This window comes from Streptomyces sp. NBC_01750, from assembly GCF_035918095.1.
GTDB lineage: Bacteria > Actinomycetota > Actinomycetes > Streptomycetales > Streptomycetaceae > Streptomyces.
The window spans coordinates 1,028,653-1,044,767 of record NZ_CP109137.1 but is presented as its reverse complement, the minus strand read 5'-3'; the positions used below and the strand labels follow the sequence as shown (position 1 = coordinate 1,044,767).

The 16,115-nt window shown below is 68.9% G+C and carries 8 protein-coding genes and 1 pseudogene; 4 read left to right on the top strand and 5 right to left on the bottom strand.

The window, feature by feature from the left end; translation table 11 throughout:
• Window positions 1-16 precede the first annotated feature (16 nt).
• Window positions 17-2,411: pseudogene (locus OG966_RS04500) on the top strand (glycoside hydrolase family 65 protein).
• A gap of 281 nt (window positions 2,412-2,692) precedes the next feature.
• On the opposite strand, the gene sbnA reads toward OG966_RS04500, so the two are convergent.
• The 5 genes from sbnA to OG966_RS04470 all read right to left on the bottom strand — a co-directional run bounded on the left by sbnA (window position 2,693) and on the right by OG966_RS04470 (window position 11,937).
• Window positions 2,693-3,775, bottom strand: a complete 1,083-nt coding sequence (gene sbnA / locus OG966_RS04490; RefSeq protein WP_326648062.1) for a 2,3-diaminopropionate biosynthesis protein SbnA — start codon at window positions 3,773-3,775, stop codon at window positions 2,693-2,695.
• A gap of 216 nt (window positions 3,776-3,991) precedes the next feature.
• Window positions 3,992-5,068, bottom strand: a complete 1,077-nt coding sequence (gene sbnB / locus OG966_RS04485) for a 2,3-diaminopropionate biosynthesis protein SbnB (protein WP_326648061.1) — start codon at window positions 5,066-5,068, stop codon at window positions 3,992-3,994.
• Entirely contained in the window at window positions 5,065-6,069 is a 1,005-nt protein-coding gene (locus OG966_RS04480) for a TauD/TfdA family dioxygenase (RefSeq protein WP_326648060.1), read from the bottom strand. The genes sbnB and OG966_RS04480 overlap by 4 nt, the downstream gene beginning before the upstream one ends.
• A gap of 23 nt (window positions 6,070-6,092) precedes the next feature.
• Window positions 6,093-9,341 carry a non-ribosomal peptide synthetase gene (locus OG966_RS04475; protein ID WP_326648059.1) on the bottom strand — a complete coding sequence of 1,083 codons (3,249 nt, stop codon included), beginning with the start codon at window positions 9,339-9,341 and terminating at the stop codon, window positions 6,093-6,095.
• A gap of 10 nt (window positions 9,342-9,351) precedes the next feature.
• Entirely contained in the window at window positions 9,352-11,937 is a 2,586-nt protein-coding gene (locus OG966_RS04470) for a Pls/PosA family non-ribosomal peptide synthetase (RefSeq protein ID WP_326648058.1), read from the bottom strand.
• Between the two features lie 836 nt (window positions 11,938-12,773).
• Here OG966_RS04470 and OG966_RS04465 point away from each other — a divergent pair.
• The 3 genes from OG966_RS04465 (at window position 12,774) to OG966_RS04455 (ending at window position 16,064) form a co-directional block, all read left to right on the top strand.
• Window positions 12,774-13,034: a UBP-type zinc finger domain-containing protein gene (locus OG966_RS04465; protein ID WP_326648057.1), complete on the top strand. Its 261-nt coding sequence runs from the start codon at window positions 12,774-12,776 to the stop codon at window positions 13,032-13,034.
• A gap of 339 nt (window positions 13,035-13,373) precedes the next feature.
• Window positions 13,374-15,566, top strand: coding sequence for an FUSC family protein (locus OG966_RS04460; protein WP_326648056.1), 2,193 nt, complete (start codon window positions 13,374-13,376; stop codon window positions 15,564-15,566).
• Between the two features lie 264 nt (window positions 15,567-15,830).
• Window positions 15,831-16,064 carry a hypothetical protein gene (locus OG966_RS04455; protein ID WP_326648055.1) on the top strand — a complete coding sequence of 78 codons (234 nt, stop codon included), beginning with the start codon at window positions 15,831-15,833 and terminating at the stop codon, window positions 16,062-16,064.
• The last annotated feature ends 51 nt before the right edge of the window (window positions 16,065-16,115 follow it).

Sequence of the window (16,115 nt, the reverse complement as noted above, 5' to 3'; positions counted from 1 at the left end):
ACGCGAAGGGCCGACGATGCGGGACTGGACCTGGGACTACGAGGGCTACGACCCCGGTGACGAGCGGCTCAGGGAGTCCATGTGCACCCTCGGAAACGGCTACTTCGCCACCCGCGGAGCCGCCCCGGAATGCGCCGCGGACTCCGTGCACTACCCCGGCACCTATGTGGCGGGCTGCTACAACCGCCTCACATCCGAGGTGGCGGGGTGCCTGGTCGAGAACGAGGAAATGGTCAACCTGCCCAACTGGCTGCCGCTGCGATTCCGTACGGGGACGGGCGACGACGCCGCACCGTGGTTCACGCCGGACACCGTGACGCTCCTCGACCACCGGCTTTCCCTGGACCTGCACTCCGGCACCCTGGAGCGGCATGTGCGGTACGAGGATGCCCAGGGGCGCAGGACGCTCGCGCGGCAGCTGCGCCTCGTACACATGGCACAACCTCATCTGGCGGCCCTGCGTACCGAGTTCACGGCCGAGAACTGGTCCGGTGACATCGAGGTCGAGGCCGCGCTCGACGGCGCGGTCACCAATGCGGGAGTGGACCGCTACCGGCAGCTGAACGGCGACCACCTGACACATGTCCGCACAGGCACCTGCGCCGCGGACACCGTGTGGCTGCGCTGCCGCACCAGCACCTCCGGCATTCGTATCGGCATGGCGTCCCGCACCACAGTGGAGGGGCCGGTCACCCGGACCTGTGACCATCTCGCCGAGCTGCGTGCCGCACAGCTCCTGCAACTCCCGCTGGTGCAGGGCCGTACCACCACCGTCGACAAGACCGTGGCCCTGCACACCTCGCGGGACCCGGCGATCAGTGACCCACTGCGTTCCGCGGTCGACCGGGTGAGCCGGGCCCCAGGCTTCGACGCACTGCTGTCCTCCCATCGCACGGCCTGGCGGCTGCTCTGGCGCAGAGGGGCACTGGACGTCGCGGGTGAAGCCGGCCGCATCCTGCGGCTCCACCTCTTCCATGTGCTGCAGACTCTCTCCCCGCACACCGCGGACCTGGATGTCGGCGTCCCGGCCCGGGGGCTGCACGGCGAGGCCTACCGCGGTCATGTCTTCTGGGACGAGCTGTTCGTTCTGCCCTATCTCAATCTGCACTTCCCCGAGGTCTCACGGGCGCTCCTGCGCTATCGCCACCGGCGGGCTGGAACAGGCCTGCCTGGCCGCCCGCGACATCGGGCGGACCGGTGCGCTCTACCCGTGGCAGAGCGGCAGCGACGGCCGTGAGGAGACCCAGCTGCTGCATCTCAACCCGCACTCGGGACGCCGGCTGCCCGATCACTCCCGGCTCCAGCACCATGTCGGCTCCGCCGTCGCGTACAACGTGTGGCAGTACTGCGAAGCCAGCGGTGACACGGAGTTCCTGCACACCAAGGGTGCGGAGATGCTGCTCCAGATCGCCCGGTTCTGGGCGTCGTCCGCCGCCTACGACGAGAGCCTGGGCCGTTACCGGATCCGCGGCGTCGTCGGCCCGGACGAATACCACGACGCCTACCCGGGCGCCGAGGAACCGGGGCTCGACGACAACGCGTACACCAATGTCACCGCGGCCTGGGTGCTCACCCGCACCCTGGACGTCCTGCGCACCCTCCCCGAACCGCGCCGCCGGGAACTGTTCGAACGCACCGGCCTGGACGGAGCTGAGCTCGACTGCTGGGAGGACGTCTTCCGTAAACTCCGGGTCCCTTTCCACGCCGGTGTCATCAGCCAGTTCGACGGCTACGGCGACCTCGCGGAACTGAATTGGGACGCCTACACAGCTCGCTACGGTGACATCCGCCGACTCGACCGGATCCTGGAAGCGGAGGGTGACACGGTCAACCGCTACCAGGCGTCCAAGCAGGCCGATGTGTTGATGCTCGGTTATCTCTTCTCGCCCAACGAGCTCAAGGAGCTGTTCCGTCGTCTCGGACACGAACTGGACGAGCAGACCTGGCGCGACACCGTCGACTACTACCTGCGGCGCACCAGCCACGGATCCACGCTCAGCGGACTGGTCCACGGCTGTGTGCTGGCGCGTGTGCGACGCGCCGAGGCGTGGAAGTACTGCCGGGAAGCCCTCGAGGGTGACATCGCCGATCTGCAGGGCGGGACCACGGGCGAAGGGATCCACCTCGGCGCCATGGGCGGCACGCTCGATCTCGTACAACGCGGACTGACCGGTCTCGAGACGCGGTCCGGGGCACTGTGGCTGGACCCCGTACCCCTGCCGGAACTCAGCGAGTACGGATTCGCTCTGCGCTACCGAGGGCACTGGGGTGTTCGGCTGCGGATGCGGCACGGAGAGCTCGAGGTCAGCGTGCCCGCGTCCGACCGTTCGCCGATCGCCATCGTGCTTCCCGACCGGGCGGTCTCCGTCGAACCCGGCGAATCCTGCCGGCTGACGCTGCGGGATCGCTGATCCGCCGGCCGGCCCCGTGACTCGGGTGCCGCCCCGCCGCTCAACGGTGCGCGAGCCCTCCATGTCCCGCCTGAAAGGCGGGTACGCGTCGGTCATCAGGCCCGCGCAGGCCGCCACCCGCAGCACCCGGCGATGCAGCCCGACGATGAGGACGGGCTGATCGTCGCGGTGTCCGCGAGCGGTCGGCCACGAGCGCGGTGAGACCGGGCAGCCGGTCGGTTCAGCCCTCTCCGATCACCCCGGTCACTGGCCGCCCGTGGCCACTGACCGGGATCAGTCGTCTAGGTCTTACGATCCTGGAGCCGATGGCGCAGGTTGCCACCGTGGTCGCCGGTCTGCAGGTCCGGCCGCTGGCCCTGCCGCGTCGGTGACGCGGGGGAGGCCGCCCAGGAACCGGTGGCCGAATCCTCGGAGTTGAGGACATCCTTGCCGTAGAGGTCCTGCAGCCAGTTGACCTGGTAGATGGTGTCGAGGTAGCGATCGCCCAGGTCCGGGGCAAGGGCCACCGCGGTGAGTTCACGCGTGTCGTGCTGGGCGAGCCAGCCCATCGCGCCGCTGACGACCGTGCCGGTGGAGCCGCCGAACAGGAATCCGTGCCTGGCCAGACGGTGGCAGGTGCGGATGGTGTCGGCCTCCTCGACGCGTATCACCTCGTCCACATAGGACTCGTCGAGCAGCGGGGGACGGATGCTCATGCCCAGGCCTGGGATCATCCGGCGGCCGGGCTCGCCGCCGAAGGCCACCGAACCGACGCTGTCCACGGCGACGACATGCACCGGCCGCTGCCGCTCCCGGAAGTAGCGCGCGCAGCCCATCAGGGTCCCGGTGGTGCCGGCTCCGACGAACAGCACATCCAGTGCGGGGAACTGGCGGGCGATCTCCGGCGCTGTCCTGCGGTAGTGCGCCTTCCAGTTGCTCGGATTGGTGTACTGGCTGAGCCACACGTACCGGCTGTCGGAGGCGCACAGCGCGCGGACGTAGTCGATCCGGGCGCCGAGGAAGCCGCCGTTCGCCTCGTGTGCGGCGACGATGTGCACCTGGCTGCCCAGCGCCTCCATCATCAGCCTGGTCGACAGATTGCAGCGTGAGTCCGTCACGCACAGAAACCGGTAGCCCTTGCTCGCGGCGATCATGCTCAGCGCCACGCCGAGGTTTCCGGACGAGGACTCGACCAGGATCGATTCCGGCGTCAGCGTTCCATCCCGCTCGGCGGTCTCCACCATCTCGGTCGCGGCCTTCAGCTTGATGGAGCCGGCGAAGTTGAAGCCCTCACACTTCAGAAAGAGCGAGCGTCCGAAGATCGACCGAAGGTCGACATAGAGCTCCTCTTCATTGAAGGCGTAGGGAACGGATATGACGGGCACTATGGCCTCCTCATCTGCAGCAGAGCACTTTCAGAACGTCCATCCGACCGTGGGCGGGCTTCTCGCTTTTCCGGGCGGGAGCCCGTGTCCAACCAAGCCGGACGGAGGGAGCCCTGCGTCAGCGTCCGCGGTGTCGTGCGCCCTGGCCTGCGGCGACTTGACCCGTGATCTCTCCTGGGACTAGTCCTGCATAAGCCTCCTGGGGTCTCGGCCGGTTCATCCATACCGGCTCAGTTCTTGGAAGAAGTTGTCGATGATCTGCAGTTCTCCGGAGCGGGTCACTTCGTCGTAGACCCATTTGCCGACGGCGAGGTCGAGGACGCCGAGGCCGAAGGGTGAGAACACGGCGGGGCGGTCTGCCGGCACTGTGACCCGGCCGGCCATCACGTCGTCCAGCGTGCCGTGCAGGAAGTCCCGGTTGCCGGTGAGCTGCTCGGTCAGATGGGTCGAGGTGCCGGCCCTCTGGCAGTGCGTGATGTCGTCGACGATGTTGGTCGATGCCAGCAGGATCTGCGGGGAGAGGTCGCGCAGCGAGATGTGCAGTACCAGTGGGTTGTGTGTGAACCACGACAGGTCGCTGATGTGCGGCCGGCCGGCGACGGTGGCGAAGACCACCAGGTCGCTGAGGCGGATCAGCTGCTCGGGGCTGTCGTGGACGGTGATCCGGCCGGCGGTGCCCGACTGCTCCAGGTAGGTACGGAAGCCGGCCGAGCTGTCGGCGGACAGGTCGTGCACGCCGATCTCGTCGAAGGTCCAGCCGGTGCCGGCCAGGAAGGTGTGGATGTAGCGGGCGATCAGGCCCGCCCCGAAGAACCCGACGCGCAACGGCCGCGGCCGGCTCCGGCTGAGGCAGTCGGCGGCCGCGGCGGCCGACGCCGCTGTCCTGGTGGCGCTGATGATGGAGCTTTCCAGGCAGGCGAACGGGTAGCCGGTGTCATGGTCGTTGAGGATCAGCACGGCCGAGGCCCGCGGGACACCGGCCGGCACATTCTCCGGGAAGCTGGAGATCCACTTGAGGCCGTCCACCCGCACATCCCCGCCGACCGAGGCGGGCAGCGCGATGATCCGGGAGGAGGGGCGGTCGGGGAACCGCAGGAAGCAGGACGGCGGGTTCACCGAATCACCGGCGCTGTGCAGCCGGTAGGTGCCCTCGACCAACTCCACGATCTCCTTCTCACGCCCCTCCAGCACACGCTGGACCTGGACACCGGGGATCACCGCGAACGGTGGCACAGGGGCGGGGGCGTGTCCGGTGGCTGCGGGCTCCGCCGCGGTGGAGCGGACGGTGGTCATGGGACCCTCACCTCGACGGTCGGTGAGCAGTCGGCCAGACGGACCGGATCGGTCATCGCGACGAGCACTTCCCGCGGCCCGCCGAAGGGTTCCCTGCTGTGCGCGGTGCGCACATTGTCGACGAGCATCAGGTCCCCGGCCTGCCACGGCTCGCGCGCGGTGTTGTCCTGGTAGAGCTTGTTGAGCAGTTCCACGACCTCCTCACCGATCGGGTCGCCGCCGCCGAAGCGGGTATTGAACGGCAGTCCCTCGGGGCCGTACTCCTCGACCAGGTACTCCCGCACCTCCGGGGCGAGCGTCCACTCGTTGAGGAACGCGATCTGGTTGAACCAGCAGCGCCGGCCGGTGACCGGATGCCGCACCACCGCGCTGCGGCGCTGCCGGGTACGCAGTCCACCGTCGGGCTGCCACGCGAACTCGATCGCCTGCGCACGGCAGTAGCTCTCGACCGCACCCCGGTCATCGGTACCGAACGCCTCCGCCAACGACGCCCCGATCTCGTCGTTGTAGCTACGGGTGAGCAGCCAGCCCTCCCGCTCGAACCGCTCGGTCAGCTCGGTGGGCAGCGCCTCCAGCACGGCCGGCGAGTCCGCCACCCCCGTCGCCCCGCCCTCGGCGGGCGCAGTGAGGCAGGCAAACAGCATCAGGCCCGGAAACTCCAGCCGGTAACTCAGCTCATGGTGCATACACATCGGCTGATTCGGCGGCCACTTCGACGAGGAATACACCCCCTCGCCGAACGACTCCCGAGGAGCAAAAGCCTCCCTCTCGACCACCGGAACGGCCGCCAGCCCCCGCAGGACAGCACCCACCCCGGCCACGTCACGCAGACCCAGCCCACGAACCAGCACCGAACCATGCTCGGCAACCACAGCACGCAGCGCCTCCCGCTGCTCGGCCGCCCAGCTCGCCGCGTCGACGGCGGCCTCAACCCGCAGCATCGGAGGCCTACCGGGTTGCAACTCCACGCCGAGCAGTGATGTCGGGGATGACGACGACATCTTGTATTCCTTTCAGTCGCGGCTCAGGAAGAAATCGGCCATTCGGCAGCACTCAGCACGACCTTGGCCGCCTCGGTCGGACGGGTGCGCAGGAAGTAGTGACCGCCGTCGGCGAGTTCGTGCAGGTCGACGCACTCGGCCAGGAGCTGCCAGTCGCGGTACCGGCGTGGGAAATCCGCCGTGCTCGGGTCGTCGGCGGCGACGACCACGGTGACCGGCGCGGACAGTTTCACCGTCGGCGGGGCGTCCAGGGCGTCGGCGAAATAGCCGTGCGCGGACACGCAGTCGTGCCGGTATGCGGCACCGGCATGCTCGACGTGCTGAGCATCCAGCTCGCCGAGCTCGGTGTAGCCGCTGTTCGCGCTGAGTTCCGCGGCAATCCCGGCGTTGCTCCGCCCGGTCAGCTCGGCGATGGTGGCGCGCCGGTCGGCGGCGTCACCGAGCAGCTGCGCGCCGAGGAACACCCGCTGGACGTCCACCCCGCGCTCCTGCAGCTGTCTGGCCGTCTCGATGGCCAACGCGGCGCCCGAGGAGTGGCCCCACAGCAGGATCCTGGTCAGGCCACGCCGGGTGATCTCGGTGCTGATCTGCTCGGCCACCTGCGCCATCTGCGCGAACGGCTCGTTCTCGGCGGTCACATCGTGACCGGGCAGCTCGACGGCGAACACCGCCGGGCCGTCGGCCGGCAGTGCCCTGGCCATCGGCAGGAAGTTCACCGCGTTGCCGCCGGCGTAGGGGAAGCACACCAGGGCACCGGCCTGGGCGCCGTGTGATTCGGACAGTGGCTGCAGCAGGCCGGAGTGTTGTTCGGACTTGTTGTCGACCAGGTCGGCGAGGTCGGTGAGGACGGGGTGGCGGGTGACGTCCTTGAGGGTGATGGCGCGGTCCAGGGTGATGGCGAGTTTGACTGCGGAGAGGGAGGTGCCGCCGCGGTCGAAGAAGTGGTCGTGGCGGCCGATCCGGTTCTGGGGGATGCCGAGGACTGTGGCCCAGGCGGCGGCGAGTCGTTGCTCGGTCGGGGTGGCCGGTGGCTGGTGGTCGTCCTCGGTGGTGGCGAGGTGGGCGGCGAGTGCTTCCAGTGCCTTCTTGTCGATTTTGCTGTTGGCGGTCAGCGGCAGGTGTTCGCGCCAGTGGAAGGCCGCGGGGACCATGTAGTGGGGCAGTGAGGCGCTCAGCCGGTCGGTGAGGGTGGCGGCCCGGAGGGGCTGGGGGCCGCTGTAGAAGGCGATCAGGTGTTTGCTGTGGTCGGCGCGTTCGGTGACGACGACGGCGCCGTCGCGGACACCTGGCACCCGCAGCAGGGTGTTCTCGATCTCGCCGATCTCGATCCGGAAGCCGCGGATCTTGACCTGGGCGTCCCGGCGGCCCAGGAACTCCAGCTTCCCCGAAGGGTGCCAGCGGCCGTAGTCGCCGCCGAGGTAGAGCCGTTGGCCTTCACGGTGCGGGTCGGACAGGTAGGCGGCCCGGGTGCGGTCGGGGTCGTTGATGTAGCCGCGGCCGACGCAGACGCCGGAGAACGCGATCAGACCCGGGGCGCCCAGGGGCACCGGGGTGAGGTGTTCGTCGACGACGTAGAGGTGCACGTTGTTGACGGGGCGGCCGAGCAGGACACGCTCCGGCGCCCGGTCCATGACCTCGTGGTTGGTGTCGTCGGAGGTCTCGGTGAGCCCGTAGGCGTTGACCAGCCGGGTCCGGGGCCGGGCCGCGAACCAGCGCTCGGCGAGTTCCCTCTTCAACGCCTCGCCGGTGGCCGACACGCAGCGCAGGTCGGGCAGGTCGCGGGGGCGCTGTTCGAGTTCGGTCAGGACGGCTTCGAGGTAGGAGGGGACCAGTTGCAGGACGGTGACCCGGCCCGCGGTGAGGGTGTCGAGGAAGCGGGGGATGTCGAGGATCGCGTCCTGTTCGACCAGGAGGGTCTTCCCGCCCGCCAGGAGTGCGCAGAGCAGTTGCCACAGGGAGATGTCGAAGCACTGGGGTGCGGTCTGGGCCACCACCCCTCGCGCGTCGATGTCCAGGTCGTCGATCTTGGCGTAGAGGTGGTTGAGCAGGCCGGCGTGTTCGCACATCGCGCCCTTGGGCTCGCCGGTGGAGCCGGAGGTGAAGTAGATGTAGGCGAGCTGGTCCGGTGTGACGCGGATGCCCGGATCGTCGTCGCCGTGCTCTTCGGTGCAGGCGGTGTCGATGAACAGTCGCTCGGTTTCGGGCCGGGTCTGAAGGGCGGGGTCGAGGGTGGTGGTGCTGCCGGGTTCGGTCAGCACCAGGGTGCACCCGGCGCGGGTGAGGGTGGCGGCGATGCGTTCGGCGGGGAAGTGCGGCTCGATGGGCAGGTAGACGCCGCCGGCTTTGAAGACCGCGAGGACGGCGGCCAGCCAGTCCAGGTTGCGCTCGGTGACCACCGCGACGACACCCTCACGCTCCAGCCCCCGCGCCAGCAGGGCCCGGGCCAGCCGGTTCGCCCGGGCGTTGAGCTCCCCATACGTCCACCGCCGGGTGCCGTGCACGGCGGCGACGGCGTCCGGGTGGGCCCGTACCCGGTCCTCGAACAGTTCGTGGAACCGGCGCTGCGGCAGCTCCCGGACCGGTCCGGCCAGCCCCTCCAGCTGGAACCGCAGCTCGTCGGCGGACAGCAGGCTCTGGCGTGCGTGGTCGGCATCCGGGTCGGCGGCGATCAGCGCGAGCGCGGCCAGGTGGTAGCCGGCGATCCTGGCCGCACCGTCCGCATCAAGCATCTCGGTGCGGTAGCGCAGCCCCAGACGCAAACGGCCGCCGTGCCGGGAGAATCCCACCCCGACGACGGTGGCTTCGGCCAGAACACCGCCCGCACCGCCCGGATCGAACACCGTCTCCGGCGACAACTGGGCCAGACCCAGCTCCGCCCTCAGCTCATCGACCGCACAGTCCCGGTGCGACAACAACTCCGAAACAACCAGATCAGTGGCCCGCACCAACTCCCGCCACGACACGGGCCCGGTCGACAGCCGGCACGGCAACGGCCCGCCACCCCCCACAGCCACGTAGCCGGTGGACACCTCCCGCTCCCCCGACAACGCCGCCAGCACCCTGGCATGCGCAGCCAGCAACACCGAACCCAACGGCACCGCCAACTCCCCCGCCAGCCCACGCAACACCCCCACCGTGCCGTCCGGCACCACCGCCTCGAACACGCCAACACCCGCCACCGGACGGAGCGCCCACCGCGGGACCGACGTGAACCCACCGGCGGCGAGCACACCGCGCCAGAACTCCCGGTCGGCCTCCACTTGCACTCCCATCGTCGCCCCTTCACTCACCGGCGCCGCAGTGCTCTTGAGGGCGCTGACCGAGTTGGTCCTGCTGCCCCTTCCGCACTACTGCTGCAGGCTGGTAATGGGCGTCTCGCGTCTCCGTGGCCGGGTTTCCCCCCCACCGTGCGTGCGGGGGCATTTCCTCGCCTTTCATGAGGAAGGAGTCGGGGGCGAGCACTGCGCGGTCGCCCATCGTCACGCCGTAGTGGACGTGGGCGCCGACACCGAGGGTGCAGCCGTCACCGATCGTGCTGAAGTCGGACTTGAAGGTGCCGTCCTCCTGCGAGTGGCACTGGATTTTGCTGCCCGCGTTGAGCGTGCAGTCGTTCCCGATGGTGGTGAGCGTCCGCTCCGTCAGATAGCAGCCGTCGTCGAAGACCCTGTTGCCGATTCGAACCCCCAGCATTCGCCAGATCACGTTCTTGAAAGGGGTTCCGTTGAAGACGTTGAGGTACTCGTCAGGCACCTTCCAGAGGCGCTCGTGCCACCAGAAGTACGGTTCGTAGATGGAGCACAACTGCGGCTTCAGTGCGCGGAATGCCGCGATGCCACGCTCCACAATTACGAAGTAGACTGCGGTGAACACAAGGGTGAGCGCCAGGGACATGGCGATCATTACCTGCCCGAAAACGCCGTACAGATCGATGGCCGCGAGGCCGAGCACCGTGAGCACGAAGAAATGCAGCCACCGCACGAACAGAAAGAAGCCCATCGTGCGGATGTTGTAGCGGTTCTTTGCGGCGAGATTTCGGTGTCTCTCGTCCCCGGTCCGTAGATGGTCGAACCGGGTGTCGCGCTCCACCGACCGGGGAATCTCGAAGCATGGCGATCCGAGCAGGCCAACTCCCTCGCGTATTTCGCCGTCGAGCGGAATCATCACCTTCGTCGCGAGGAGGCAGTTCTCTCCTGTCCTGGCTCCTGACGGATAGGCGATGTTGTTCCCAAGGAAGTTGTGTGGCCCGATCGATGCCCGGGACACGCGGAAGGACGTGCTCGAGAAGTCTGCATTGACGATGGAGAGCCCGTCGGCGATCATCGTTCCGCTTCCGACGGAGGTCAGGTACGGCGTTTCGTGCTGCACTTCCGTTCCGAAGTTCGACCCGGTCTGCTCGACATGGGACAGGTCGTACCCGAGGCCGCGCAAATAGTGGACGATGTAGGAGCTGTCACCGAAGAGCCATTTGAAGAACTTGATGTTGGTCATGCGCGCGATTGCCCGGTGCGTCGAGTAATGCAGGCCGTACAGCGGATAGACCTTGTCCGGTTTGATCACCAGGTTCAGCAGGCGCGGAACGGCGAACAATATGGCGAGCCCCATCACGACGAAACCGAAGAACACCAGGAGGGAGAGGAACAGCGCGTCGATGTAGAGCTTCGGCGATGTGATGCGCAACGTCCCCGGGTCCAGCACCTTGCTCAGCGTCGGGACCTGAGTCACCAGCATGTACGCGCCCCCGATGGTCAGCGGCACGTACAGGAGGAACAGCTGGAGCACGGTGATGAGGCCGAAGCCGGCCCGGCGCAGCGTGCCGCAATCCGCCGGCGCGACTCTCACGTAGTCAAGCTCCGTGCGCTGTGCCGGGGATCCGTGCCACCGCTGGCCGTCCGGGACCACCTGGCCGCTTTGCAGCGCGGACGTGTGGCCGAGCTGCGCCCCGTCGCCCATCGACGTGTCGATGTCGAGCACGGTCTTCTCGCCGATGAACACGTCCCGGCCGAGGGTGATCCGGCCGGTCTGGATACGTCCGGCGTGCGCCCGGTAGCAGAGGAAGAACGAGTCTTTGCGGATCACCGTGCCGGCGCCGATCGTGAGCAGGTCGGTGCAGACCGGAACGGTGGGGGAGAGGATCGTGACGCCCTTGCCGATCCGCGCGCCGAGGGCGCGCAGGTACAGGACGTACAGCGGATTGCCGACGAAGAGGATCATCGGGTTGGCGTGGATCAGCGATTTGACGGTCCAGAAGCGCAGATAGGTCAGGCTCCAGACTGGGAACTCGCGGGGTTTCCACCGACCGATGAGGATCCATTTGGCCGCGATCGGGAACGTGCACAGGCCGATGAAACCGGCGCCGCCGAAGAGGGCCGACCGCAGGTAGATGTCGGTCAGATCCGAGCCGGCGGCGACCCACTCGTAGCCCCTGACTGTGACGAGCCCCGCCAGGAAGCAATATCCGAGGAACATCAGGGCCTGCAGCGTTCCGCAGAGGACGTACTGCAGCGTGCCGGCTTGTGTCACCACCTCGGGCGATGCCGGGACCGACGACTCGACGGGAGCGGGTGCGGCGTCCGCGAGTGCCGTCGCCAGGCTTTGGATCGTTGGGTGCCGGTAGATGTCCTTCATCGACGCTGAGGGCAGATCCTCACGTTTCCTGACCCGTGCGCAGAAATGGGCCATCACCAACGAGTTGGCGCCGAGGTCATCGAAGAAATGGCTGTCGACAGACACCTGTTCGACGCACATGAGGTCGGCCAGCAATTCGGCCAGGTTTTCCTCTATGCCGGTCTTCGGGCCGGTGTACCCGCGACTGGGTATCGCAGATTCATCCGGCCCGGGCGTCAAGACTTCGACGGATTTGCCCTTCATGCGAGCTCCTTGAGGAAATTTCGACCACTCTCGGCCATTGCGGCCGGCACCCTGTCCTCGCGCTCGCCAATGGCCGGAGCGAGTAATCCGGAAGCCACGATGTCGTGAGCTCATGTACGCCCACAAAACCGCGCTTCCAGTCTCCGCCGCGCATCGTCGGGTTGCCACTCGAACTCGATCGCGTTGGCGAGGCGGTAGCTGTCCACGGCGCCAGGGGCCTCGGTGCCCGACACGTCTGGCGGACGCCCGGTCCCGTCGTTTCCGCAGTGGCCCGCAGTCGGCCCGCCGTCGGTGGGTGCGCTGGCGCGACCCGCCCATCACCAGCAGACCGACTACCCCCACGAAACCGGGGTCGGGCGCGCGGAGCGCTCGCCGCCCGATTCGTTTCTCATCTACAATCCCGCCCAACAGTGACGGCCATGGGCTGCGCACTTACTGCATGCGAGTGGCGTGTCCCTGGTCCGGGAGTCTGCGCCGGGGGCGCACAACAGTCAGCAGGCGAAGTTTTGTTGCCGGCAGGACGGAGCGGTTGGCTCCGAGTTCTGGACACCGCTGGATTTGCGCGCGTCCGGGCGTTTCAAAAGAGGAGCTTGAGCCTGACCGGCGCCGATCGCGTATTATCGCTGTCCAGCTTCACGGGAAAATGCATCTCCAGAAGCCTTTTATGAATCTGCGCTGCCGGCGAGGCCTGATAAGAGCCAGGCCGCCTAATTGCTCGCGGAGATCTCGTTCTTCGGGACAGGGCATCGCAGGACGGCGGCGCCCTGCTGAGTGTCAGTTCTCGCCGACTGCCGTGGGCCGGTCGCCGGTGATGCGTCCGTAGAAGGAGGCCCACCATGACGGAACCCGACCCGCACCTCTCGCTCCTGCGCCCGGTGACGCCGCGCACACCCCAGGGCTGCGAGGAGTGCTTGCGCCTCGGCTCTCCATGGGTGCACCTCAGACTGTGCCTGACCTGCGGGCACGTAGGATGCTGCGACTCCTCGCCGCTCAAGCACGCCCGCGGGCACGCAGGCACCGTCGGCCACCCCATCGTGCAGTCCTTCGAGCCCGGCGAGGACTGGCGCTGGTGCTACGTCCACGAGGCCATGGTCTGATGACCGCCGGCACCGCCGGCCCGCAGGGGACCGCCCCGAAACACCCGGCCGGAACGGCGCCCTTACACCTGACCGGAACGGCGCCCGTGCGCGGCTGACGCCGGAACAGATCGAGGCGCCGCCGCGCGCCCACCCGGGGCCGCCGTTCCCTGCTCATCGGACGCGGCGCAGGGTTCCGGATGCCGGGGTCCTGCTACTCGCCGCAATGGGCCGGCCCACGCCGGACGGCAAGGGGTGGCGCCGCGGCTGCCGTCCGGGCAGCTGCCGCGACGCCGGTCACCGGCAGGACGCGGTGCGGCTGGTGCGACCTGCCGGTCCGTTCCGCCTAGGCTCGTTTCCGTGACGTGGCTGCGGGCGCTGAAGGAGATTGTGCGTACCGGGCTGACGATCGAGCGGACCCGGCTCGAGCCCCTGGTCGCACTGCGTGCGGCGGCCGGCGTGGCGATCGTGATCGGACTCGCGCTGTGGCTCGTCTCCCCCGCGTATGCCGCGTCCACCGCGTTCGGCGCCTTCTCGGCCGGTACTGCCACGTTCCAGCGGAGCTGGCGTCCGCGCAAGGTGATCGCGCTGGCCGCAGGCGTCGGTCTGGCTCTCAGCACCTTCCTGGGCTACCTCGCGGCGGGGCACATTGTGCCCTTCCTCCTGCTGCTCGCCGCATGGTCCTTTCTCGCCGGGATGGCCTGGGCCGCAGGCCCGACCGCCGGGATCGTCGCGACCGCGACGGTCGGCATCATGCTGGTGACCATCACCCTGCCCACCAGCGTCGAGCAGGCTCTTGAGCACGCCGTGGTCATCGCGCTCGGCGGCGTAGTGCAGGCCACGTTGATCCTGCTGTTCCCGATCCGTAGATGGGGGGCGCACCGGGACGCGCTCGCCGACGCCTTCGCCGGCGTGGCCGACTACGCCCGGCGCCTGAGGCATGACCCGACGGCCACATTCGACCCGGAACCGATGATGACGGCCCGAGATGCCGCCGCCGTCACGCCGGCACAGGCGCGCCGTCGGCCCGCCGCCCTTCACGGCCCACGTGGCCTGGCCGAACGCATCCGCCCCGTCGTAGCCGCACTCGCCGACCCCCAGGTCGGTGCTCCGGCGGAAGGCCCGGAACGAGACCGGGTGCGGGAACTGCTGGCCGCGGCCGCCGACGTCCTGGACGCCGCCGCGCGTTCGATCCGTCGCGGTGTCCCGGCCCCCGTGCGCCCGCAGGTCATGGAGGTCCTGCGGATCGACGAGGAGCACGAGGTGCTGGAGGGGCCTGCGCGGCAGGCCGCGGTCCAGCTGGTGAGCCTGCTCGGCGAGGTCCTGGAGACCGCCGAGAGCGGTGGCATGCCCGTGACACCCACCACGGCCCCAGGTGCGGGGGACACCCCGCCACTGCTGCGTCCGACGATTTTCCGGCAGGTGCCGGTCGTTCTGCGCGAGATGCGCAGTGAACTCCACCGAGACTCGCCCATCATGCGGCACGCCGTGCGCCTTGCGGCAGTGGCCTCCCTCGGCTACCTGCTCGGCACGTGGCTCCCTCTGGGCCACGGCTACTGGGCGCCCATCGCCTCCGTCATGGTGCTGCGGCCGGACTTCCACCAGACCTATGCCCGGGCCGTTGGCCGCTTCGCCGGCACGCTGGTGGGCGTCGCACTGGCCACCGGGGTGGTGCAGCTGGCCCACCCGGACGCCTCTTTGTCCGGCGGGCTGGCCGTCGTCTCGGCCGCGCTGACGTACCTGCTGATGCGCACCGGGTACGCGGTCTCGCAGTGCTTCACGGCGGCGTACGTGGTCTTCCTGCTCGGGATGGGCGGCGAGGGGTGGCACCAGACAGTGCGGGACCGGGTACTGCTCACCCTGCTCGGCGGCGCGCTGGCGATGCTGGCCTACCTGGTTTTCCCGGCCTGGGAGACACCGCGGCTGCTGGACCGGCTCGCCGACTGGCTCGCCGCGAACGGACGGTACGCGGCGGCGGTGGTCCGCGGCTATGCCGACCCCGCAGGGCGGCGCCGCGCGGACGTACGGCAGGCACTGCTCGCGAGCCGCGCGGCGAACGCCGCGTGGCGCAAGGCCCTCGACCGGGCCAAGCAGGAGCCCGTACGTCATCGAGGACTGACCCGCAGGCAGGCGGAGGACGCCGACGAGGCGGTCGAGTCGCTGGGCCGGGCGGCGATGCTGCTGGAGACCCACCTGCCGGAACGCGGCGCGCGACCCAATCCCGAGGCCGCGCGGTTCGCCGAGGCCCTGGAGGCGGACACCGCGCAGGCGGCGCGAGATATGCGCGAACGGCGGAACCCGGACTGGGACCGGGTCGAGGAGGCGCTCGATGCCTGGGAAGGTGCCGAGAGCGCTCTGGATCCGGTGGCGCGGCTCGGGGCGGAACTTCAGGTGCAGGCCCTGGAGGAGCTGGCGACCGCCGTAGGCAGGACACCGCTGGAACGGGACATCGAGTCGTCCAGGCTGGAGCGGCAGGAACGTGCGGAAAAGGAGGAGGGATCCCGGCGGGAAGGCGACACCGGCCCGGCCCCGCCACCGAAGGACGAAGGCTGAGCGGTCCGCGGTCCGGGCCGTCGTTCGGGTGCCGTGCTCACCGTCCTTGCCCAGCACGCCGGAGCCGCCGTCTCCCGCGAGACCTCGATGGCCGGGGTGTGGGACAAGAACTGGTTCGGGCCCCTTTGTTCGGCCTTCGCTTCGCGAGCGTATGGTCGCTCACGCTCTTCCAGACGGTGACGCCGGCGGGCTGCGGCGCACAGCTGATCGCCGGGGTACCGGCTCGGTCGCAACGGCTCCCAACTCCTCGCCATCGTTGTCGGTTTGCCGGTCCTGATGTTCGCGCTGGCGGGACCGGTGGATTCCGGCTTCCGGGTGCGTGCGGTGCTGCTGGCTTCGCTGTCCCCGGCAGCGGCCCTTGCCGGGCTCACGCAACGGGCGCGCAGACGCGTCAGTGAGCTGCCCATCGGTCCATGGCAGGGCGCCGGCGTGCTGGCCCTGTGGGCGGTTGCCGCGCTGCTCGGCGGTGGGCTGCTGCTCCGGGCCCGCGACGTATAGCCGAGAGCGTTGACCGGGCTGTTCGACGGATCGCCCCGTTGACCGGGCGCT